Below are 23,849 nucleotides of genomic sequence, written 5' to 3'. Positions count from 1 at the left end.
TAATGGGAGCACCAATAGCAGTAACCTCTTATGGTAAGCTTCAAGGAATACAGGAGGGGGACGTGAACATTTGGCGCGGGATCCCTTTTGCAGCTCCACCTGTTGGAGAACTTCGGTTTCGTGCACCACAGCCACCAGAAGCCTGGGATGGGGTTAGAGATGCTTCTGAATTTGGTCCAGTTAGTCGTCAGCCAGCGGATACGAGAGGTACTCGGTTCGGTGGCAAGACGCCGCTTCATTCCGAGGATTGTCTGTATTTAAATATTTGGGCGCCAGCAGTTCATGATGAGCCCCTGCCTGTTATGTTCTGGATTCACGGGGGGACGTTTGTGACCGGGGCTGGAAGTCAGCCGCAGTTTGACGGCACAAGCTTCGCTGAACGCGGTAAAGTAATCTTAGTGACCATTAACTATCGGCTGGGTCCATTTGGATTCATGAATTTGTCTCCATTTGGCCATGGGCTTGCTTCTAATCAAGGTTTATTGGATCAAATCGCCGCACTGGAATGGGTAAAGCTGAATATTGCTGCTTTTGGTGGGGACCCGCAGCGGGTAACTGTATTCGGGGAGTCAGCAGGGAGTATGAGTATCGCAGCCCTTTTGGCCATGCCAGCAGCGAAGGGGTTGTTCGCTGGTGCGATTATGCAAAGCGGGGCTGCTCAGACGCTGCCTTCCGAGCAGGGGAAGTACATTGCAGCTGCACTACTAGCTGAATTAGGGATTGCTCCAGATGGAGATGCCAGTCTTCTGCAAACATTTTCTTCTGAACAAATTATCGATGCAGCCGCAAGAATGACTAAAAAGTTAACGGGTGGCTCAATTGGCATGTTATTTCAGCCTGTCATTGATGGGGATACACTTCCTGTAGAACCTGCACAGGCTGTGGCAGAAGGATCGGCACAGGGTATTCCGCTATTGATCGGAACCAATCGTGATGAGGGCAACTTGTTCTTCAGAGAAGAATCGCCTGAGGCAGACTTTGACGATTCACTCAAGGCGCTGGAGCAGATGATGGGTACTGGGAGTCTGAAGGAGATTGCGAACCATTATTCATCCTCATGGGAGGGACAAGCCGAAATTCTAACGGATCTTTACTTCTGGGGAACCTCGGTGTCCCTGGCAGAGAACCAACTGAAATATGCACCTGTCTGGATGTACCGTTTTGACGGCACGATCCCAGGTCATCCATTGTTAAATAAAGCTGTGCATAGTGCAGAAATCGTCTATGCCTTTAATAATCTATCTCATCTAACCCATCTTAGGGCAGAAATTAATCCAACGATGCAGAAGTTGGCTGAAGTTATGCATGATGCTTGGATTGCTTTCGCTCATCAAGGAAATCCGGCTACAGCAGAGAGGTTATGGCCGAAATACAATCTGGAGGAACGGGCTACCTTGATCTTTGATGAAGATACGCATGTAGCTTATGATCCTGAGGCAGAGAAACGCAAAAGAATTGTCACTATGCTGGCTTAAGAAGATTGAGAGGCTGAATAAAGATGCAGGTAGAAGGTTTTAACCATGTGACCGTAAATGTCAGTAATTTAGCGAATTCCCTGAATTTCTACACAGGAGTTCTGGGCCTTCAGCTAGTTCATAGAGGTAAAACTGATGCTTATCTGGAATGGGGAAGTGCCTGGATATGTCTTCTTGAAAAGCCTGATTATACGGCGATTGCAGATAAAGTAGTTGGGGTAGACCATATCGCTTTTAGTATTGCAGAGGAACATTTTGAGGAAGCCGTCCAAGGATTGCAAACCCAGAATGTGCCCATAATTAGAGGGCCAATCAAACGGGGAATAGGCTGGACGGTCAATTTTCTAGATCCGGATGGTATACAGCTAGAGCTGCATACCTCGAATCTGCGGGAACGAATGAGTGTTTGGAACACAACTACCGAATAAAAGATGGGTGTCCTATCAGCCTGCATGGCTAATGGGACACCCATTTTTTTAACGACCTAAATATTCTTTGATTCCTAAAACTACTGCTTCGGCTATTTTATTCTGGATGTCCGGGGTAAAGAGTAATGCTTCATCCTTGGTATTGCTTAAGTAACCACATTCTAATAATATTGCAGGCATTTTGGTTTCTCTTGTTACATGATAGTTAGCTTGACGAACCCCTCGGTCCTGCAGTCCTGTAGCAACTGCGAGGTATTTGTGAACGGTTTGAGCGAATAATAAGCTATCATTACGTGTGTAATAGGTCTCTGTGCCACTAGGATTACTTTTACTGCCCGCCGGAATACTATTGGCATGAACAGAGATAAATAGATCGGCTTTTACATTGTTGGCGAGGTTAGATCTGTCCTGTAGAGTTGGGTATGTATCGCCACTGCGCGTGAGTATAACCTCGATATTTGGTTCTTTCTTTAGTAATTCTGCAATTTTCAGTGCTGTCGGCAAGGTGAAATCTTTCTCTTTAAGCTTGTTAACACTTGAACTCCCTGGATCTTTCCCTCCATGTCCTGCATCAATGACGATTATCTTCTTGTCTGTGTTGCCGGTAGAAGGTGGAGGAGTTGTAACCGGTACTTCTGGTAAGGTGGTTTCAGGAAGCGTAACGCTAGTCCCATTAAGATCCACAATAATAAGTCCATCATTAGCATTTATCAGACTGTAGCTATTAGCGCTGTTTAGATCAATGACGATCCGAATGGTCGATGGGGAACTGCTGAACAATGAATAGCGAACGGCAGAGACATTAGGATAGTCGGTAACCGTTAACTGTCCGCTTTGGTTCTTTCCTACGGAAAGATTCTGATGGAAGTCGGTTCCAAAGCCAGTATTCGGTAAATCCACGACAATTCGGTCTTTGTCTGTCATAGTGAACACGGTAGGTTTTATACTGCCGTTCACTGCAATAACCAGCTGGTTATTGATGAAGCTAAGATTGGTGACTGCAGCCACTGAGCTATTCCCTTCAGTTGCTGTATTCCCGGTTGATCCGTTCTCCGAAGGTGCTGTTGGAGTGGGTTCTGGAACCGTAACTTCCGGATCGCTTCCCCCAACCTCAGGCACTGGAGAGGTTAAATATACGGTTTTGGTTACATTGTCCCAACCGACAGTAGTTCCTGTCTGTTCCCCAACAAATCTTAAAGGAACAAGGGTTGTGCTGCCACTGAGAAACGGAGGGTTGTCCAGTTTGACTTGTTTCCCTGAAGCTTCTGCCATCGTATTATCCACGATCAGTTTTAAAGTAGTTCCCTTTTGCTCAATGATCGCTGTCTTGGCCACATTATCCCATTTCACGGTATAACCAAGCTGTTCCGCAACAACGCGAAGAGGAACCATTACACTGCCATTTACAATTTGTACCTGTGCTTCTTTGGAAATCTTAAGATCGTTGCCGTCTAGGTTGATGTGTGTTTCCGTAGAGCCGGCATAACCAGTTCCTGGATGAACCAGCACCAACAAAAGCAGCAGTAACGCCAAAAAACCAAACTTTTTCATCTGCAATCCCTACCATCCCCGTTTATTGGTCTCTAGCAATTCTTACTTTTTCTTCCTTTGATGCCGTTTAAGGCTCGTATAAAGTATAAACGACAATAGTTTCCAAAAGTTGCGCTCTACAAGCGATAAAAAGGAAAATTTTCGGTATAAAAATAGAAAAAGAGCCTTCCCAAACCTTTGGGATAGCTCTCATTCGCTAGAGATATGTTATTTTAACGATGTATAACCTGTTTTCTCTACCAATTTCTGACCCTGAGAAGATTGAATCCAATCCAGAAAGGGTTGAATATTAGGGTTGTCGCTTCCCGCGGTCACTGCATAAAATTCTGTTGCCAATGGGTACTGTCCACTACGAATACTTTCCTTGTCTGGTTGGATACCATCGATGGCCAGCAGGGCTATTTCCCCGTTCCGATTCATTTCTGAGGCGTAAAATAAGAAGCTGTAGCCCAGTGCATTTTTATAGTTTCGATAGCTGGAGGTTTGTTGAATGATACCGCTCATAATATCCGCTACGTCTTCTTGAGGCGGCTTCATGAGTGGAGTGTCCTTCATAAACTTTTGCAACATCGTCTGGCTTCCACTATCTTCAGGCCGTTGAAAAGCACGGATTCGGTTATTAGCTCCGCCTACATCTTTCCAATTTGTGATCTTGCCTGCGTAAATATCTTTAAGTTGAGCGGTGGAAAGTCCGGTTACGTCGTTTCGTTTGTTTACAAAAAATACGAAGGCCTCGCGGCCGATCGGCGTAAGCTTCAGTTCGACACCTTTGCGCTTAGCTTCTTTTTGTTGTGCGATTGACGGAGCCGCTACAAATATAATATCGGTTTCTCCTTCAATCAATCTCTTGTAAGCTTCAGGTGTGCTGCTGCAAATTACTTGACTTGTTTGAAAATCATACGGATTATAATAACCCTCAGGATAAGTAGTTTGAACGAAAGCTGAATACAGTGGATAAAGTGCGGTTGCGCCGTCCAATCTTGGAAGATTGCTAGCGATATGATAGGAAGAAGGTTCATCCAGATTCACTGCTTTGGTCTTCTCAGCAAAGGGTTCATATTGTAGCAGATTAACCTCCCGATCATCGACCATGGCAATTCTGTTGACGTACGCTTGCTTGATCTCATATCCTGCGGTCGCGAGCAGACTAAGTCCGAGGATAGATAACAATACAATATTGCTTGTTTTTCGTGACAACACATTAAATATGATAAGTACAACATAGATGGCTAATACGATCGCTAAGATTGCCACAAGTGGGGTATAAAACAGCAGTCCTCCGTAAAGCGCAGTAATTATAGCACCTATGAATCCTAAAAAAGCTATTCCTCCAACGGCAAAGATGGAGAACAATAACTTCGTCCAGAATGCTTCTTTCATAACAACCTCCTCGACATGATTACTAAACTATGGAAAAATCAACATATTTTCATTATACAGAAGTTTTTTGGATGAAGCAGTAGAACAATTACGAACAAACATGTAATAAAATGCTGCGAAACATGAAAGTAATGTGTACATTTTCATAAAGTACTGGACGAATGGCAAGAAGAGGTTTATTCTGAGATTGTGAAAAAAACAACGGAATACAAGATTCTCGGGGTAGGGTGAAATTCCCGACCGGCGGTAATGTTCAAAGTGAACTGAGCCCGCGACTCACTTGTTCTGCTTGCAGAGAAGTGACTGATCTGGTGTAAATCCAGAGCCGACGGTAAAGTCCGGATGGGAGAGGATCATAAGATAAAGACGCTAGGAGTCTATCCTTGTACGTCTTTATTGATAATGCCCCCGAGTTTACCTTTTTGGTAATTCGGGGGTTTTTGGTCTCTTATCGAGGGTTTGTATCGACAAGGAGAATGAAATTATGAGTAATGTTACAGCTTCATCATCAACTAAGGTTGGCAGTACATCAGCGCTACGCAGTGGATTTTGGCTCGTTGTGATTGGTGCAGCATTATGGGGCGTTGATCCGCTCTTTCGTATCATCCTGTTAAAATCTTTGACCTCATCGCAAATTGTTCTTCTGGAGCATGTGGTGCTTTTCTTGGCTGCTTCACCTGTTCTTTGGCGTCACCGGGCGGAGCTTAAAGGAATTGGATTTCGCCAGATTGGTGCTTTATTGATTGTTTCATGGGGAGGTTCTGCCGGGGCGACGATCCTATTTACGATGGCACTTTCCAGTGGGGATTTGAATGCGGTGCTGTTACTGCAAAAGCTTCAGCCAATATTCGCGATCGGTCTCGCTGCTTTAATTCTTAAAGAACGTTTGCCTAAAAATTTCGGACCACTCATTGTGTTGGCACTGGTAGGAACCTATCTGCTGACCTTTGGCTGGAGTATCCCTTTCGGACATGTGAATAACTTTATTGGGGTTAGCAGTCTGATGGCCTTGGGAGCAGCTGCACTGTGGGGGGGATCGACAGTCATGGGACGTTATCTGCTCGGTTCTATGAAATATGAGACAGTGACTTCGCTGCGGTTTATCCTTGCGCTTCCTTTACTGTTCGTTATCACTACGCTAGAAGGTGCACCGTGGCAGATTCATGGCGGGTTTGGTGCATCGGCAGCCATTGCGGTTAATCTATTGCTGCAAGCTTTGCTGCCAGGACTTCTTAGTATGTTGTTGTATTACAAAGGACTTAGCACGACCAAAGCTTCCTTCGCCACATTAGCTGAACTCAGCTTTCCTATGACGGGAGTAATCATCAACTGGATCGTGTTCCAACAGCTGGTCACTATCCCGCAGATTCTCGGATTTGCCTTGATCTGGGTCGCTTTATTCTTTTTATCTAATCAACAGTCCAAACCACAAACGCTCTGAGCAGATTGAAGTGGAATGGTTCTACCTATATAAAGATGATTCGAAGCCGTATGGCTTTCGGATCATCTTTTTTTGTATGTGATTTTACTCCTTGCTTTGATCATATCGACTGCAAAAACTGCTGAAATGTTTCTAACGTAACATATAGCGGAATTAATAAAGCGTTTACAATAAGGAAGGGCACAAAATGACTGTGCCACTGAGTACATAATCCATTATTAAATTATTTAGGAGGAAACAGACATTGAAGAAATCATTTGTATTATTTATGATTCTGACCTTTCTTATTTCCCCTTTTACGTTTGGGCCGTCTGCTCAAGCGGCAGGAGATGAGAATATTGCCCTAGGTAAGCCTGCAATATCAGATAGTGAGCTTGCAGGGTATGAAGCGGGTAACGCAGTAGATTCCGATGAATGGAACACACATTGGACGGCGAATGACGGGAGCTTTCCTCATTGGCTGGAAGTAGATTTGCAAGGTGCATATGATTTGTCAGGTGCAACCGTCATCTGGAATGCATGGAGTTACATTAATCAATATACGATTGAAGTATCACGTGATCATAAGGTATGGACAACAGTTGTGGACAAAAGTCAGAGCAGCAGTGTAGAGCAAACTCAGTACAATGCTTTCAAGCTGCAAAATGTTTCTTATGTAAGGGTCAACCTGACCGGCATCAACGGCGGAAAATGGGCAGCCATTAATGATCTGAAGGTCTGGGGTGTTCCCGCAGCCGGCACGCCGCATGAGCCGGCACAGGGTGAAATACAAACTGTACTGCCAGTACGGTTGGACACGGAAATTGGGCAAGCCCCTGAGCTTCCAAGTGTTGTAACTGTGGTATATAGCAATTCTGACACGGAGGATGCTCAGGTTGCTTGGGATGTGATCCTGCCAGCAGAGTATTCCCGTCCCGGAACCTTTACAGTAAGCGGTTCTATCTCAGGTACTGTGCAGAAGGCAGTGGCGAAGGTAACAGTAGTAGGTGACAGCAGTACGCCTATTGTCGGATTTGAGAGCATAAATGTCAGCACAATTACGGATGTGCCTGCTTTATTGCCATCAGCGGTAACGGCTATATACGAAGATGGGTCAAGCAAACAGCTGCCTGTAACCTGGGATGACCTTACTGAGGCGGAGTACGCGGTTGAAGGAACTTACAGCGTAATGGGGAAAGTTGCAGGGACAGACCTACAACCCACAGCTGATATTCAGGTTACTCCGCTTGTGCTGCAATCCGGGTTCATAAAAGGTGCGGACATTTCCACACTGGAAGCGATTGAGGATGCCGGTGGAAAGTATTACGACAATGGAGTAGAAAAGGATTTGCTGGATATTCTTAAAAGCCGGGGTGTAAATTACATTCGGCTACGTTTATGGAATGATCCTCAGGAAGCTGGCGGCTATAATGACCGTGAGCATGTTGTGGAAATGGCGCAGCGCGTCAAAGCCAAAGGGTTTAAGCTGTTGCTTGATTTCCATTATTCTGATTTCTGGGCTGACCCCGGAAAGCAAAACAAGCCGGGAGCATGGGCGGATTACTCCTATGATGAATTGAAGCAAGCGGTATATGACTATACCAAAGATGTTATGGATGAGCTAAAGGAAAAGGGAGCTTCACCCGATATGGTCCAAATCGGAAATGAGATTAATGGTGGCTTGTTATGGCCTGACGGCAAATCCTATGATCAAGAGAATGCTTTTGAGAAGGTTGTTCCGCTTCTAGAGAGTGGAGTGAAGGGAGTTAGAGACAGCCAGAGTGCAGATCAGGATATCAAAATTATGATCCATCTTGCTGAAGGTGGCAAAAATGATATGTTTCGTTGGTTCTTTGACGAATTAACGAAGCGGAATCTTGATTATGACGTGATCGGCGCGTCCTTTTATCCGTATTGGAGCGGAACGATGGATAGCCTGCAGTTTAACTTGGACGATATCTCTAAACGATATGGTAAAGAAGTGATTGTGACGGAAACCGCATATCCTTACACGTTGCAGGACGGCGACAACTTTGAGAATAACATCGCTCGTCAGGATCAGCTAGACGGCAGTGGCTTCCCAGCTACGGTTGCAGGTCAAATGGCTGAGGTCAAAACAGTAATGAATGTATTGTCCAAAGTACCCGATGGTAAAGGAACAGGCTTGTTCTATTGGGAACCAGCTTGGATTCCAGTGCAAGGTGTAGGCTGGAAGGTAGGCGAAGGAAATGCTTGGGAGAATCAGGCAATGTTCGATTTTGCAGGGAATGCACTCTCTTCATTAAATGTCTTCAAAACCCCGGTGGCCGGTGAGGGGGGCGAAGAGGAACCGGGAACGGGAGGAAATCCCGACACTGGCGAGGAACCCGGAACGGGAGGAAATAATCCCGGCACTGGTGAAGAACCCGGAACGGGAGTTAATCCTGATCCTGTCATCACGGTCAGAGATTCAAGCGTTGTAAATTCAGCAAATAAAGCAGTGGTCGAACATACAGCGGCAGGACAACTTCAGGTGAAGGCACAAGCAGGAATTTCCGGCATAGCTGATATCACGCTAAGTATAGAGGATATCAATAAGGCGCTGTCGACGCTTCCGGCGGATGAAAAACTGATTATTTCTGTTCTGCCATCGACGGGAGAGCTTAAGGGAGCAGTCGTTCATCTTCCGTTGAGTTCTATACTAGAGCAGGGCAAACATCCTCAAATAGTAATTGTATATGGTGCGGCCTCTGTTACGGTTTCTACGGAAGCTAGTGCAGGAATTATAAAGACGGGAGCTAAGGAACTAACGCTCTCACTGGTTCAGGTAGCTACGCCAACCTTGCCTTCACCATTGGCAACTGGAGCAAAAGACTACCCGGCCTATAACATCCATGTGTCAGTAGACGGGAGTTCTATCGATGTTTTCAAAAAAGGAGCAATATCGGTAGCCTTCCACTACAAGCTGAAGCTCGGGGAGCAGAGCCAGCGGATTGCTGTTTATTCGATACTTGCTGATGGAAAACTCGAAGTTATCAAAGCTGTGCGGTACAACCCAACCGCGGAACAGATTGTGTTTAATCCAAGTCATTTCAGCATTTATGCTGCGGGGTACGCAGAGGTGGGGTACACAGATTTAAAAGCAGCAGATTGGGCCACGTTAGCGATTGAATCCTTGACGGCTAAAGGAATCGTGCAAGGAATAGGAAACGGGATCTTTAATCCGCAAGGGGAGGTTACACGCGCTGAATTTGTCAGCATGCTGCTGTCCGCACTGGAGCTAAATACAGAAAGAGGAACAGGCAGTTTTAAAGATGTGAACCTTGATGCGTGGTATAGCTCTGCTGTGATTACTGCTGGGAAATTGGGTGTTGTACAAGGACATGCGGATGGCACTTTTGGCCCGAATGATAAATTGTCCCGTGAAGAAATGGCAGCTATTTCGTATCGTGTGCTTAAGTTGGCGGAGAAAGTGAACGGTCAGACGGATGTGAAGGTTATTTCTTTTAAAGATAAAGACCTGATCTCGTTGTATGCCAGTGAAGGGATAACAGCGCTTGCGCAGGCTGGGATTATCAATGGATTCGAAGATGGCAATTTCCGTCCGCAAGCCTATACAACACGCGCTGAAGCGGCTTATATCATACTCAATCTTTTGCAGCAATAATAGGCAGACAGGCAATAACTGTGCTCGAAAAGGCAGTTAGGGCCTGTCTTTACCACATTTTTTAGATATTTATCTTTTCGCAAGTAGGGATTGTTTGTACAATAGGGGCTATGACATTTGAGCCGGAGAGTGAAGGAACGTGTATAGATATAATTTATTTACCAAAATCGTGTGTATCATGGTCATTATGCTGATCCCGATAACCATCCTTTACTTCTATTCCAATAAAACGACCACGGATGTGCTGCGTACGGAGTTAAATACTTCGAATAATAATCAGCTTAGTTTTTTTCAGAATCAGGTAGAAAGTAATATGGAGTTATTGTCCTCGTGGCCGATTCTGCTGATCCATGATCCTGATATCCTCAGCCTTAAGGACACTTATCTGGAAAAAGGGCGTTTGAATCTGGATACGATAAACCTGATCAAACGGATTCAGACCAAAATCAGCATTCAAGAAAGCTCCTCCAATTGGAAAAGTAAGCTGTATTTATACTCCCCATCCATTCACCGTATGGTATCTGAAAATGATGCGAAATTATACGAAGATGAGGATCTGAAGCGGGAAGTGAAGTCGGGCTGGCATGTGGAGAAGATTGAAGGGCAGGAGGGTGACCGCTTCGTATTCTCGTGGTTCTCTTTTACACCTTTTATGTCAGAATTCGCTCCGGAAAAAGTCAAAACGATTATGAAGGTAGAGTTCGACAGCCGGAACATAGAAGATATGCTGGATAAATTCAAGAGTGATGGCAGAAGAGATCCTTTTTATTATAAGCAGGGAACAGGACTTATTTTTAACCGCAGTGCCGACAAGGTGTTAGCCAAAGAATTGGTAGACAGGCTGGAAGAGACCCAACTGAAGCCTAGTGAGAATCGCACGGTCAAAATAGAAGGTGAATCCTACAGTGTAAATATCGTCTATTCGGACAAAATGGGCTGGTATTTGATCGACTATATGCCGCTAACTGAAATCTTACATCCGATCCTGACCTCTAATCGTTTATTTTATTTTGCGATCAGTGCTTTGTTGTTAATGAGCTGTCTCGTAGCTTATCTGTTATATGTTCAAGTGCAGGTACCTATAAGGTTATTGGTTGGAGGCTTTCAACGGTTGAAGCAAGGGGACTATTCTACGCGAGTGGAGATTAAAGGGAAGAATGAATTCAGCTTCCTGTCCGGCCGGTTTAACAGTATGGTAGAACAGATTCAGATGCTGATCGAGAATGTGCTGATGGAGAAAATCCACGTTCGCGAAGCCCGCTTAAAGCAGCTTCAATCACAGATTAATCCACATTTTTTCTATAATTGCTTCTCCTTTATTACAAGTATGGCGAAGCTCGATAATATGGGTGCGGTCGTTGGAATGTCGCATAATTTGTCCCGATATTACAGATACACCACTCGTCAGGAACGTGATTTGGTTGCGCTGTCTGAAGAGGTGGAATTTGTGAATCATTATCTGGAGATCCAGAAGATGAGGATGAGCAGACTTCGTTATGAGATCAATATCCCACCGCAAATGCGCAAAAGAGAGCTTCCGCCGCTCGTACTGCAGCCTCTGGTGGAGAATGCGGTTATACATGGAATTGAGCCCATCGCCAAAGAGGGACTGGTGCGGATTACGGGTTCATGTGTAGGCAGAGAAATGACGCTTACGGTTGAGGACGATGGTCAGGGAATGACGCCAGAGGGAATTATAGAACTGGAAAATAAACTAAGCAGGGCGATGGATGAAGAAATGGGCTGCGGTTTATGGAATGTGCATCAGAGAATGCGGCTGCGTTTTGGGGAGACGTCTGGTTTGCGCATCTCGCCTTCTCCACTCGGAGGGTTACAGGTGACACTGCAGTGGTTGCTGCCCTACACAGACAATGAAATGGAATGACATCTAGGAGGGGAAAGAATGATAGAGCTGTTGTTAGTTGATGATGAGCCCTATGTTACGGAAAGTTTAGCTCGTACTATTCCATGGGCTGAAATCGGGGTGAAGCAGGTGCATCAAGCGGCATCGGGTGCTGAAGCTATGCAAATTATGGAACAGCAGGCTATAGATATTATGGTTACTGATATTTCAATGCCAGGAATGACTGGCCTGCAATTAATTGAAGCCGTAGGCGAGAAATGGCCAAATATTCGGTCCATTTTATTGACGGGTTATTCCGATTTTCAATATGCGAAAAAAGCTATTCAACTGCAGGCATTTGATTATATTTTGAAGCCGGTAAGTGATGATGAGTTTATCAAAAGCGTATCCGGTGCGATTGAATCTTTGAAAGATGAATGGGAAGCCCATGATAGATATCATTTGCTGCTGTATAATCGCAAAGCCGATTACAGTGTTTTGCGGGCTAATCTGATGCACGAATTGCTTCTCGGCAGGGTGCTGTCCGAGCGGACGCTGGCCATTAAGCTGAAGGAATATGAAATCTCCTTCCAGCCGGACGCTGAAGCAGCGATGCTGCTGATTCAGCTTGGTAAACATTATGCCGCCATGGATCACCATTCGGTTTCTCTAATGGAATATGCGATCGGTAACATTGCCGAGGAGCTTTTTAAGGAGCAGTTCCATGTCTGGTTCTGCAAAGCGCCGCATGATTGCTTGATTCTGCTTGTTGAATTAAAGCCGGCAGTTCAGCAGGGATTGGAGCAAATGGCTAACTATGAAGCTGCAAGGCAGCAAATCCTAAAAGCGGTGATCGCGAATTTCCAAATTAGTGTAAGCAATTACCTCAAAGGGGAGATTTCACTGATTGTAACGGAGTGGTTCACCTTTCCAGAGGGGATGACGGCTGCCTATCGAAGCGGCCTTAGCTCAATGTATTTGGCAGCACATGATGAATCCAGCTCCGTGCTGTTTTTGGATGATCGCCAGCATCAGGAGACGATGAGCATCAAATCGCTCGAATGTCTTTATCGTCCACCTACACTCATTCATCTGTTGGAATCCAAACAATGGGATACAGCAAGGCAAAAAATTGCTGACGTGTTCCGGGATATGGAGAATGCACGGTTTTCTAGTGAACATCTGTACGAGGTCTTTCTATCTATAACGAATGCATTTATGTATATAGCGCATAAGAGTGGCCAGTTCATCTCCAAGATTGACCAATACGCTTTAGATCCGTTGTTGACGCAGAGTATTATTGTTTCTTTTGATAAGCTTAAAGAATGGGCGTTTGATATGCTCGATAAGCTTCAGAAGGAGCTATCCGAAAGCGATCAGAATACGAAAAGTTATATTATCAAGCAGGTCCATGAGCTGGTAGGAAACCATTCGGGTCATGAGCTGTCCGTCAAAACCATTGCCGATCATGTATATTTGCATCCTGTCTACTTGTCCAAGATTTATAAGGCTGAGACTGGGGAAGGGCTTGGGGACTATATTATTCGGATGCGGATGGAACGGGCACTTTATCTGCTTAAAAATACGAATAAAAAAATCTATGAAATCACCTCTGAGCTTGGATATCAAAATCCGCAATATTTCAGTAAGATGTTCAAAAAACACTACCATATGACACCAAATGAATTCCGGGACGGATAGAGGTTGAGAAAGGTGCAGAAACCTTGTTTAAATGACGTATTCGGGCTTAGAATCGTTCCCTATAATTAAATTGTAACCAACACTTATGGAATCCAAGGGGGAACAAAATGAGCGCGATGAAGAGAAAAAGATGGCTGCCGCTCCTGTGTATGAGCATGCTTTTGGCGGGTAGCCTTGCGGGCTGTTCAGGCAATAACGCTGCTAATAGTAAAGACACTGCTGGAGATAAAACAGCTGGTGAAGCGACTGCAAATACAGCTTCCAATTCTGAAAACGCCTACAAGGATAAATACGATCCTGAGGTGACATTTACAACCGCATGGGGCGTGGACCCTGAGCTTAAATTCAAAAACGGTGAAAGCATTGAGAATAACGTGGCTACAAAATGGGCTAAAGAAAAATTCGGCATCAACATTAAGTCCCTTTGGTCCATCACAGATACGAACGGCGCATTTGGTACGAAGCTGCGTTTATCCATGTCTTCAGGTCAGGACATGCCTGATGTCGTAACCATCGGTACAGCCGACAACACAATTGCACAGGATTTGATCGATTCCGGCATGTATGCTGATGTAGGAACTTTGTTTGATAAATATGCTTCAGATACATGGAAAGAAGCGATGGCACAGGATCCTAACGTTTGGAACCAATACAGCCGTGATGGAAAAAGAATGGGTCTGCCTGTTCTCGATTATGCATATAACCATGATTACATTCTGTGGATCCGCCAAGATTGGCTGGATAAGCTGAATATGGAAGCACCGAAGACGATCGATGAGCTGGAAAAAGTGATGGATGCGTTCAAGAATCAGAACCCTGATGGCTTGGCACCAGACAAGGTAACTCCACTTAGTATCGGCTTTAAAACAACGATGAACACTTGGATGGGCGACCCTTCTTGGATCTTTGGTGCTTACGGAACCTTGCCACAGCAATGGAATCTAGATGCTGATGGTAAATTAGAATACGGCTCTGTAAATGCTGGCATGAAGCAAGGGCTCGAAAAACTGAAGGAATGGTTGGCTAAAGGTTATATTCCTCAGGAAGCGGCTCTTTGGGATGAGAACAAAACTGCCGAACCAGCAGTTGCGGGTACAGCAGGTATTCTCCCGGGTCCTTACTGGATGAGCGGCTGGCCGCTTCAGGATACCGTGAAGAACTCTCCAGATGCAGTATGGGCTCCAATTGAAATTCCAGCGGGTCCAGATGGAAAAGTTATGCGTCATGGTACACAATTCACTAACGGTGTAACTTTGATCAGCACGAAAATGAAAAATCCTGAAGCCTTCTTTACTTATCAAAACTACCTGTTCGATAACTTTGCTAATCCAACGCCAGGCAGTGAACTGGATAACGGCCTTTTTGCAGGATACGACTATGAGCTAGATGCGAACGGTAAGATGATCGAAAATGATAAAATTGCTGGCGGTTATGTGAATAGCGTTCGTTATATGCTGGTTCGTGACGGTGCCCGGATTCCGGATGCCCAAATGAAAGCACTCCTTAACCTGGCAGATGGCGCAGAGCCAACAACCCGCCTGGAGAAAGACGTAGCTGTGAATTATGGTAAAGATACCCCAGCTGCTGCAAAAGTTCTGCTGGCGCAAGAGGATAAATCCTTTAAGAATATGTTCACAGGTCCTACGACCGAAACTATGAAATCGAAGATGGACTATTTGAACAAAATTGAGAACCAAACGTTTAATGAAATCATCTATGGCAACAAACCGCTGGATGCATTTGATTCCTTTGTAGCGACCTGGAAATCAGGTGGTGGCGATCAAATCACTAAAGAAGTTAACGAATGGTATGACAGCGTAAAATAAGGTTTGGATTTAGTTTGGCTAGGTAAAAAGCAGCAAACGGGACCGTCTCTTCAGCCGTAGTATTAGGCTTTAGGGAGGGTCCCTGTTTGCGTTTGGAGTCCTCTTTTTTCTATGTGATAAAGAGATTGCTTTTGTACCATATATATTGGTTTTGCTCGCTATTTGAGGAATTCTGGCGTTGTTATAATTTGAGTATGGTTACAGAAGAACTTGACACGATATGGGGGACCAAGGATGAGAACACTAAAAAAAACATGGCCTTTTCACTTGATGTTATTGCCGGCGATGATATTCCTGATCATCTTCAGCTTTATTCCAATGGGCGGAATTGTGATGGCATTTCAGGATTATAAGCCATGGCTGAAAATTTCAGGCTCGGCATGGGTTGGATTAGACAATTTCCGTTATCTATTTGAACGTAATGACAGTATGCAGGTCATTTGGAATACATTGATTATTGCTGTTCTAAAAATGATTTTCAATCTGGCTGTACCGTTTGTATTCGCCATTTTGTTAAATGAGATTCGCAAGGTATACATACAGCGTACTATTCAGACACTGGTATACTTGCCTCACTTTTTATCTTGGGTTATTCTCGGCGGGATCTTGCTGGATTTGCTTGCTACAGATGGTTTTGTCAATCAGATCTTAGGCAGCATGGGCTTCAAACCAATCTTTTTCTTAGGCGACAACAACTGGTTCCGGTTCACAGTTATTCTCACAGATGTGTGGAAGGAATTTGGTTATAATACGATCGTTTTCTTAGCTGCTCTAGCAGGAATCAATCCTTCATTATATGAAGCTGCTGAAATAGACGGCGCTAACCGCTGGAAGCAGACACGTTTTATCACAATGCCATCTCTATTGCCAATGGTTGTGGTGGTAGGTACCTTGGCTCTCGGAAATGTATTGAACGCAGGGTTTGACCAGATTTTTAACCTCTACAATCCACTGGTCTATCAGAAAGGCGATATTATTGATACCTTCGTGTACCGCACGGCTATTCTGAATGGTGAGATGGGCTTTGGTACGGCAATCGGACTGTTTAAGTCGGCCATTAGTATGATCCTAATTCTCGTCTCGTACAGTTTGGCTAAGAAGTGGGCAGGATATCGCATTTTCTAATCTACCAAAGGAAGAGGGAGACAACTTATGTATTACAAAACAAGAGGTTATCGTATATTCAACGTGTTTAATACTTGCTTTCTAATCCTGCTCGCACTGATGTGTATTGTACCTTTGATTCACGTGCTGGCTGTATCCTTTAGCGCGAAGTCGGCAGCGGATGCCAATTTGGTAGGATTATGGCCAAAGCAATTCTCTCTGGAAGCTTATAAAAAGACAGTAAACAATCCAATCTTCCTACACTCCATCTGGGTATCTGTACAAAGAACCATACTCGGGACTGGACTTACACTATTAATTACTTTTCTGGCAGCCTACCCGTTGTCCAAAGAAAACTCAGCCTTCAAGGGCCGTAATGTCTACTCTTGGTTGTTCGTTTTCAGTATGGTGTTCAACGGCGGATTGATTCCATTTTACATTGTGATTCAAAAGATTGGTTTGATGGATTCCTTCTGGGTACTTGTTCTGCCAGGTGCGGTAAATACGTTCTTGGTGATTCTGATGCTGAACTTCTTCCGTGGTATTCCAAAAGATCTGGAGGAGGCCTCGCTTATAGACGGAGCCGGACATTTCCGTACGTTGTTCAGCATTTACTTGCCGATTTCTTTACCATCGATCGCTACGATTGCCTTGTTTAGTATGGTGTTCCATTGGAACTCCTGGTTTGATGGACTATTGTATTTGAATAATTCCAAACAATTTCCACTGGCGACATTCCTGCAGACGGTTATCATTCAACGGGATATGAGCTCCATGAGCATCAATCCAAAGGAAATGGAGCTGATCTCGCAGACGACGGTGAGAGCCGCCCAAATATTTATCGGAGCCGCTCCAATTTTGATCGTATATCCTTTCCTGCAAAAATATTTTGTTAAAGGGATGACACTTGGTTCTGTAAAGGAGTAGCAATGATGACAACCACATTTATCAATGGAATGGATATCTCGTTTCTGGATGAAATTGAACAGGCACGGTATGTTGGATTACTTGCGATCTAACTGATGAATTGGCAGAAACAAGAAGATAGCTTAAGGTTAATTACCTTGAGCTGTCTTTTTTAAATTTCCAGAAGAAGGATTGGCCTTTCCTGATACCTATAAACAAGCAACATTTCAGTATTTCAGGAAATTGATTCAGAGCAGCAAGAGTAAAAATAAGGCTTTACTCCCATACTACCGATATCTTGGACCTGAGCTTCACCATAACCTTTAGGAGGAATGCGGATGAAACAACATTCTGCTCCCACCATCTATATACAGCTTAAAAATCGGGTGATGGTTCCCAAGGGTAAAGGTGTCACATTGGGTGATATTGCTTTTTTGATAGCGGAGCCTGAGCTGAAAGAGTCGTTGGAGACAATTCTCTTAATGAAGCCGGAGCAAAGTGACGGCAATCTGATTTTGATTGATCTGTTGATGGTTATCCCCCGGATATATGAACTTATACCGAATGCAGACATTGAACCGATCGGTGAAGGGAGGACGATTGTACAGATTGAGAGTCAGGTGGAGAGACGGAAACCTTCTGTGGCGATGTTTGTTTTAGTGTGGCTGCTGCTTTTCTTTGGGTCTGCTCTGACGATTATGAACTTTCATGCTGATGTAAATATGCTGGAGGTACAAATTCGAATTGTGGAGATGCTAACGGGTCATCGGGATGAGCATCCCTATATATTTCAGATTGCTTATTCTCTGGGCATCGGGTTTGGGATGGTCATTTTTTTCAACCATTTATTTAAAAAGAAGTGGAACGAGGAGCCTACTCCGCTGGAAGTGGAAATGTATCTGTATCAGAAGAACATCGACCAATATGTCATCAATGAGGAATACAGCAAGATGAGGCGCCGAAGTGAAAACCAATCTGAGAATACGGAGGACTGAAGATGACGGCACCCATAGCACTGGGACTAAATTTGCTGCTGGGCATTGCGGGTGGTATTGCTGTAGGCGGCGGAGTGATCGCTCTATTTGTTGTGCTCGATATGGTGCCGCGTCTGGCGCAATTAACCTCTTCTTACGATAAAGTTCATTGGTACGAAGGCGCGATGGTAGGTGGATCTTTAGTAGGTACTGTTAGTGATTTTTGGAATTGGAAAATTACCTCAGGTCCTCTAGTTGAACTTGGTGTAGGACTATTTGATGGGATTTTTGTCGGGATGCTCGCTGCAGCATTGACCGAGGTATTAAATGTGCTGCCGATACTCGCTAAACGCTTGAATATGACACATTATCTATTCGGTCTGTTAATGGCGATGGTGAGTGGGAAGGTCGCGGGTTCTTTGTTCGACTGGTTTGTATACCGACAGTAAACAGGGGGTTAGGAAATGAGCAAGTTTATTCACAGCGGTGATTCTGCACCGGAAGATGATCATCTGGAAGATAATGCTGCAGCTGCTGCAGCAATGAAGACAACTGCAGCGGATCTAGTTGCAGATCACACAGAACCTGTAGGAGCTTCAGCTATCGGGGAAAGTGAAGATTCAGCGGAAAATTCTACAACAACTGAAACTAGCCAAGACCAGGAGGATGCAGAGGCGTCAGCTGAATTAGGCACTGAGCTGCAAGACGCAGATGCAACTGCGGAGCAGGGAACAGAGCAGCAGGATGCAGCAGATGCCACTGCGGAGCAGGGAACAGGGCAGCAGGATGCGGAAGCCACTGCGGAGCAGGGAACAGGGCAGCAGGATGCGGAAGCGACTGCCGAGCAGGGAACAGGGCAGCAGGATGCGGAAGCCACTGCGAAGCAGGGAACAGAGCAACAAGATGCAGAAGCGACCGCGGAGCAGGGAACAGAGCAACAAGATGCAGAAGCATCGGATGAGCTCGGCAATCAGGAGCCCAATGAGCCGAGTAAAGGTTTTTTTGCCAGGTTATTTGGTATGGATTCAGAGGATTCGGAATCAGATGATGAGGCACAGGATCAGAATGCTCAGGCAGCAGGAGGCACAGATAACGGTACCGGAACCGGGGAGGGTTCTCAAGCTCAACCGAAGCCTTCGAAGAAGCAGGCGAAGCAGCAGACTCAGAACAAAGGGAAAAATAAGCTGCAAGACAAACGCGATAGTGAGCATTCTAACTCATTAAAGGAATCCGTTATTTATTGGCAAGGCAATGATCATATCCCAGGTTCTCTACAAGAAACAAAAAACACGCTGACCGAAGTGATGGGACTGGGATCAAGTTTTGATGTGACGTTTAGAGAAATGTCCTTTGGGGGACATAAGACAGCTTTACTCTGTTTAAGCGGATTCACCAACGAAGATGTAACGGATGAAATTCTGAAACGACTAACCTACCTTTCTTCAGAAAATTTGTCCGCAGGTGTGTTAGGTAGCTTTATGAACGAATACATCCCTCATATTCAAGTTGAAGAGGGTAGTGTATTAAGTGAATGTTTCGATAAAGTATTAAAAGGAATGAGCGCACTATTTATTGAGGGTGAGAACAAAGTTATCCTAATGGATACTCGATCTTACCCCATGCGAAGTCCTGATGAACCCTCGATTGATCGGGTGGTACGTGGTGCGCGTGATGGTTTTACAGAAACCCTGCTTAGTAATATTTCACTTGTAAGAAGACGGATACGTGATCCGGGGCTGAAGCTTGAAATGTTTCAAGTGGGACGGCGGACACGGACAGATGTCTGCGTGGCTTACATCGATGATATCGTTGATAAAACACAGGTTACGTCTGTCATCGATAAAATCAACAGCATCGATATCGATGGTATTCCACTGGCGGATAAGCAATTGGAGGAAGCGATTATCGGCGGAGGGTGGAACCCTTATCCTATGGTGCGTTATTCTGAACGCCCTGACGTTGTTGCCTCCAATTTATTGGAGGGACGGGTCATATTATTCGTGGATACCTCACCCATTGTAATTGTTCTTCCGACCACCTTTTTTGATCTTTGCCAGCATGCGGAGGAGAATCGTCAGACTCCTTTTATGGGGACATATCTGCGGTGGGTCCGTTTCATCGGCATCTTCGCCTCCATGTTCCTGCTCCCGTTATGGATGCTGCTTGTTATCCATCCTGAGTTAAAGCCTGCTATGCTGGATTTTATCGGGCCGCAAAAGACAGCGAGAATTCCTATTCTCGCTCAGTTTCTGATTGTAGAGCTTGGGGTTGATTTACTGCGGATGGCCGCCGTGCATACCCCAACACCTTTAGGCTCAGCGATGGGTTTGATTGCAGCCATATTGATTGGTGATATAGCGGTGCAGAGCGGTCTGTTTGTAAACGAAGTAGTACTATATATGGCGGTAGCCTCAATCGGTATGTTCGCGACTCCGAGTTATGAGCTGGGTCTGGCGAATCGTATAGTCAGGCTTGTGTTATTAATTGCCGTAGCGGCGTTCCAGGTACCAGGCTTTATGATTGGCACGACGTTGCTGACTATCTTCTTAACCACTCATCGGTCCTATAACTCCTCATATATGTGGCCGTTTATACCCTTTAATGCAAAGGCAATGAGTGAAATTCTATTGCGTAAACCGGTCCTAAGTTCGAAGGAAAGACCGTCTTTTAACAAAACCAGAGACAATACCAGAATGCCGCCATCTCAAGAGAATGAGTAACAATCGTAGGAAAATACAAAACTACTGCAAATTAGTCCATTCAATGGAGTTCCCACTGTCTGTTATACTGAATACACTAAGACAGGGTGGAACCTTGATATTCCACAGAAATTGGAGGACTAAAGAATGTTTCTACACGGTACTAGCCGCATTAACGATGCTGGGCATTTGGAGATCGGCGGATGTGATGTAACTGAATTGAAAGCGGAATATGGAACCCCGCTATATATATTGGACGAGCAATTGGTTAGACAACGTTGCCGGGAATATATGGATGCTTTTAAAGCCTCCGGCCTTGGTTTCCAAGTAGCTTACGCAAGCAAGGCGTTTTCAGTAATGGCAATGGTTCGTTTGGCTGATGAAGAAGGTTTGTCACTGGATGTTGTATCTGACGGCGAACTATATACAGCTTTGCAAGCTGGCTTCCCGGCAGAACGTATTCATTTTCATGGCAACAATAAGACATCTGAAGAGATTGAAATGGCGATTGATGCCAAAATCGGCTGCTTTGTAGTCGATAATCTGGTAGAGCTTAACCTTTTGCAGTCCATTGCCGCACGTAAAGAAGTTAATGTGAACATCTTATTGCGGGTGACACCAGGTGTAGAAGCGCATACTCATGAATATACCGCAACTGGCCAGACGGATTCCAAATTCGGTTTTGATATCGGTAATGGATCGGCCTATGAAGCAGTGAAAGCAGCAGTCAGCAAAAAGAATATCACGCTGCTTGGTGTGCATTCCCATATTGGTTCGCAGATCTTTGAAACCGATGGTTTCCAGCTGGCTGTTGAGCGTGTGGCAACTTTTGCCCGCAGTGTTAAAGAAGGCTTGGAAGTGGACTTCCGTGTAGTCAATCTTGGCGGAGGTTTCGGCATTCGTTATGTTGAGGGAGATACCCCACTACATGTTTCTGAATATGTTGCAGCGATTACGGATGCAGTGAAGACTCATTTTGCGGGAATTTATAGTGCTTTGCCGGAAATTTGGGTGGAGCCGGGCCGTAGTATTGTTGGAGATGCAGGTACTACATTGTACACTGTAGGATCTAACAAGGACATTCCTGGCGTGCGTAAGTACGTTGCTGTTGATGGTGGAATGACCGACAATCCACGCCCTGCTTTGTATCAGTCTAAATACGAGGCATTGCTTGCTAACCGTGCTAACGAAGACGCAACTGAGACTGTCTCCATCGCTGGTAAATGCTGCGAGAGCGGAGATATGTTGATCTGGGATGTAGAGCTGCCGATGGCTGAAAGCGGCGATTTGTTGGCTGTAGCCTGCACAGGTGCGTATAATTACTCCATGGCCAGCAACTATAACCGTCTTCGCCGTCCGGCTTTAGTATTCGTACAGAACGGACAAAGCGATCTTGTAGTGCGTCGTGAAAGCTATACGGATCTTATTGCCAACGATATTGTACCAGAGCGTATCGCCAAACAGACAGTTGTTGCTAAGTAATAGCCTGCTGCTGTAAGGTGGGTAAAGTTGAGCAGCATATAGAGCAAGCAGGAAAGTCTCCTGCTTGCTTTGCTTTGTGCGTGGTTTCATAGTAATATAATTGAGGTATTCTAAATTTGTTAATTTTGAAAGGGGTCATTTACATATGGCAAAGCAAGCGAAAATCACTCTAGAAAATGGCGGCGTAGTGCTGCTGGACTTGTTCGATCAAGATGCACCTAACACTGTAGCCAACTTTGAAAAGCTGGCAAAAGAAGGTTTCTACAACGGATTAACATTCCACCGTGTTATCCCTGGTTTCGTTGCTCAAGGCGGATGCCCTAACGGAACTGGATCTGGCGGTCCAGGATACACAATCAACTGCGAAATTAACCCAAACAAACACGAACGCGGAACACTTGCTATGGCACATGCGGGTAAGAACACAGGCGGAAGCCAGTTCTACATCTGCTACGCTCCACAACCACACTTGGATGGAGTACACACTGTGTTTGGTAAAGTAGTAGAAGGCATGGATCTTGTTGATGCTTTCAAAGGACGCGACAAAATGACTTCGGTAGAAATCATCGAAGCTTAAGATTTAATAGTTAAAAAGCCAGTCTCCGAATATCGGGGCTGGCTTTTTTGTGTTGTTAAAGAATCCGCCTAACCTGTGTACGCCGCGAATTGCGCCGTTCTGGCAGCCAGAAGAATATCAAATACATGGCAAGAAACACAGTGAAGGCAAACAGCTCTTCAACAAGCAGGTAATAAGGATAAGGTCCAAAATAATCCAATACGGAATAGGTGCTAGGCTTCTGGGATAGGAACATGTAGTTTGAGCCTAGGAAGTAATTAGCAGTCCAGATGCAGGCAGCCACAATATTGAGGCCAAGCATGGTGATGAGTAACGATCTCCAAGTCGGCTTGTAGCCCTCAATCCAGGTCATATAAAGAGACGCCAGAATAATAGAACCATGAGCTATAAAAAACAGGAGAAAGCGGAAATGAGGGAACGGATAAACTAGGTTAGGGGTAAGCAAAGCAATAAATGCTCCGCCGATCCCGGCAAAGTAGAGAAAGGAATAAAGGGTTCGACTGCGTGAAATTAACATGATAATAGACAGCAGTAGAGTGATTCCACAGAGCTCGAACGGTAATGAGGAGCTGGAGCGCCAGATGTTCTGAGAGATGTACCACATTTGCAGCCCGGCTTCTGAGACTACAAGTAGAATGATTAGCAGCAAACGCACACTTTGCCGAAGTCTTGAATCTGCACGAATTTCAAACCGTAAGCCATAGAGCAGTAGACAACTTAACGTAATGATAGACAGCGCAACCCAATGCGAAGATGAGAACATGATGAAATCCTCCGCGTGCTGGCGATCAAAAAAAGATGAAAGCTGCATAGACATACCTCCTTTGAACGTGAAAA

The 23,849-nt window shown here is 45.0% G+C and carries 16 protein-coding genes, 1 pseudogene and 1 riboswitch; of the genes and pseudogenes, 14 read left to right on the top strand and 3 right to left on the bottom strand.

All coding sequences use genetic code 11. The features are described 5' to 3' along the window. Nucleotides 1-2 precede the first annotated feature (2 nt). Together MKZ16_RS22355 and MKZ16_RS22350 are read left to right on the top strand one after the other, a co-directional pair. Nucleotides 3-1,475 carry a carboxylesterase/lipase family protein gene (locus tag MKZ16_RS22355; RefSeq protein WP_076104419.1) on the top strand — a complete coding sequence of 491 codons (1,473 nt, stop codon included), beginning with the start codon at nucleotides 3-5 and terminating at the stop codon, nucleotides 1,473-1,475. A 23-nt stretch (nucleotides 1,476-1,498) separates the two neighbouring features. After that, nucleotides 1,499-1,903, top strand: a complete 405-nt coding sequence (locus MKZ16_RS22350) for a VOC family protein (protein WP_076104420.1) — start codon at nucleotides 1,499-1,501, stop codon at nucleotides 1,901-1,903. A gap of 48 nt (nucleotides 1,904-1,951) precedes the next feature. Here MKZ16_RS22350 and MKZ16_RS22345 read toward each other — a convergent pair whose 3' ends face one another. Both MKZ16_RS22345 and MKZ16_RS22340 read right to left on the bottom strand, forming a co-directional pair. Next, complete coding sequence (locus tag MKZ16_RS22345; protein ID WP_038574680.1) at nucleotides 1,952-3,454, bottom strand: N-acetylmuramoyl-L-alanine amidase family protein; 1,503 nt, start codon at nucleotides 3,452-3,454, stop codon at nucleotides 1,952-1,954. 207 nt (nucleotides 3,455-3,661) lie between these two features. Further along, nucleotides 3,662-4,834: a substrate-binding domain-containing protein gene (locus MKZ16_RS22340; protein ID WP_076104421.1), complete on the bottom strand. Its 1,173-nt coding sequence runs from the start codon at nucleotides 4,832-4,834 to the stop codon at nucleotides 3,662-3,664. Between the two features lie 209 nt (nucleotides 4,835-5,043). Continuing rightward, nucleotides 5,044-5,192, top strand: a riboswitch (FMN riboswitch). Nucleotides 5,193-5,318: 126 nt separating this feature from the next. Here MKZ16_RS22340 and MKZ16_RS22335 point away from each other — a divergent pair. The 12 genes and pseudogenes from MKZ16_RS22335 to MKZ16_RS22280 all read left to right on the top strand — a co-directional run bounded on the left by MKZ16_RS22335 (nucleotide 5,319) and on the right by MKZ16_RS22280 (nucleotide 23,012). Beyond that, nucleotides 5,319-6,275 carry a DMT family transporter gene (locus tag MKZ16_RS22335; RefSeq protein WP_076104422.1) on the top strand — a complete coding sequence of 319 codons (957 nt, stop codon included), beginning with the start codon at nucleotides 5,319-5,321 and terminating at the stop codon, nucleotides 6,273-6,275. A 244-nt stretch (nucleotides 6,276-6,519) separates the two neighbouring features. Beyond that, on the top strand, nucleotides 6,520-9,900 hold the full coding sequence (locus tag MKZ16_RS22330; RefSeq protein ID WP_076104423.1) for a glycosyl hydrolase 53 family protein: 3,381 nt from the start codon (nucleotides 6,520-6,522) through the stop codon (nucleotides 9,898-9,900). A gap of 139 nt (nucleotides 9,901-10,039) precedes the next feature. Then, entirely contained in the window at nucleotides 10,040-11,785 is a 1,746-nt protein-coding gene (locus MKZ16_RS22325) for a histidine kinase (RefSeq protein ID WP_076104424.1), read from the top strand. Nucleotides 11,786-11,803: 18 nt separating this feature from the next. Further along, nucleotides 11,804-13,444 carry a response regulator gene (locus tag MKZ16_RS22320; RefSeq protein WP_076104425.1) on the top strand — a complete coding sequence of 547 codons (1,641 nt, stop codon included), beginning with the start codon at nucleotides 11,804-11,806 and terminating at the stop codon, nucleotides 13,442-13,444. 107 nt (nucleotides 13,445-13,551) lie between these two features. Then, on the top strand, nucleotides 13,552-15,270 hold the full coding sequence (locus tag MKZ16_RS22315) for an extracellular solute-binding protein (RefSeq protein WP_076104426.1): 1,719 nt from the start codon (nucleotides 13,552-13,554) through the stop codon (nucleotides 15,268-15,270). 234 nt (nucleotides 15,271-15,504) lie between these two features. Next, nucleotides 15,505-16,395, top strand: a complete 891-nt coding sequence (locus MKZ16_RS22310; protein WP_036676126.1) for an ABC transporter permease subunit — start codon at nucleotides 15,505-15,507, stop codon at nucleotides 16,393-16,395. 27 nt (nucleotides 16,396-16,422) lie between these two features. Continuing rightward, the gene (locus tag MKZ16_RS22305) at nucleotides 16,423-17,301 is read left to right on the top strand and encodes a carbohydrate ABC transporter permease (RefSeq protein ID WP_076104427.1); all 879 of its coding nucleotides are present in this window, start codon (nucleotides 16,423-16,425) and stop codon (nucleotides 17,299-17,301) included. Between the two features lie 317 nt (nucleotides 17,302-17,618). Further along, nucleotides 17,619-18,275, top strand: a complete 657-nt coding sequence (locus MKZ16_RS22300; RefSeq protein ID WP_036676129.1) for a stage V sporulation protein AA — start codon at nucleotides 17,619-17,621, stop codon at nucleotides 18,273-18,275. Between the two features lie 2 nt (nucleotides 18,276-18,277). Then, the gene (locus tag MKZ16_RS22295) at nucleotides 18,278-18,703 is read left to right on the top strand and encodes a stage V sporulation protein AB (protein ID WP_036676132.1); all 426 of its coding nucleotides are present in this window, start codon (nucleotides 18,278-18,280) and stop codon (nucleotides 18,701-18,703) included. A gap of 732 nt (nucleotides 18,704-19,435) precedes the next feature. Then, nucleotides 19,436-20,974 (top strand): annotated as a pseudogene (locus tag MKZ16_RS22290) (spore germination protein); the annotation flags it as partial. A 126-nt stretch (nucleotides 20,975-21,100) separates the two neighbouring features. After that, a complete protein-coding gene (gene lysA / locus MKZ16_RS22285; protein WP_076104428.1) occupies nucleotides 21,101-22,435 on the top strand; it encodes a diaminopimelate decarboxylase in 1,335 nt (444 codons plus the stop codon). Nucleotides 22,436-22,580: 145 nt separating this feature from the next. Next, nucleotides 22,581-23,012 (top strand): peptidylprolyl isomerase, encoded by a 432-nt coding sequence (locus tag MKZ16_RS22280; protein ID WP_036676135.1) that lies wholly within the window; start codon nucleotides 22,581-22,583, stop codon nucleotides 23,010-23,012. A gap of 55 nt (nucleotides 23,013-23,067) precedes the next feature. Here the strand turns inward: MKZ16_RS22280 and MKZ16_RS22275 are convergent, their stop codons facing one another. Further along, nucleotides 23,068-23,823: a TIGR02206 family membrane protein gene (locus tag MKZ16_RS22275; RefSeq protein WP_036676136.1), complete on the bottom strand. Its 756-nt coding sequence runs from the start codon at nucleotides 23,821-23,823 to the stop codon at nucleotides 23,068-23,070. Nucleotides 23,824-23,849: the final 26 nt, after the last annotated feature.

This window comes from Paenibacillus sp. FSL R5-0928, from assembly GCF_037970385.1.
Classification (GTDB): domain Bacteria; phylum Bacillota; class Bacilli; order Paenibacillales; family Paenibacillaceae; genus Paenibacillus_AQ; species Paenibacillus_AQ odorifer.
The sequence above is the reverse complement of the archived record's forward strand: the minus strand, read 5'-3'. Positions and strand labels throughout refer to the sequence as shown.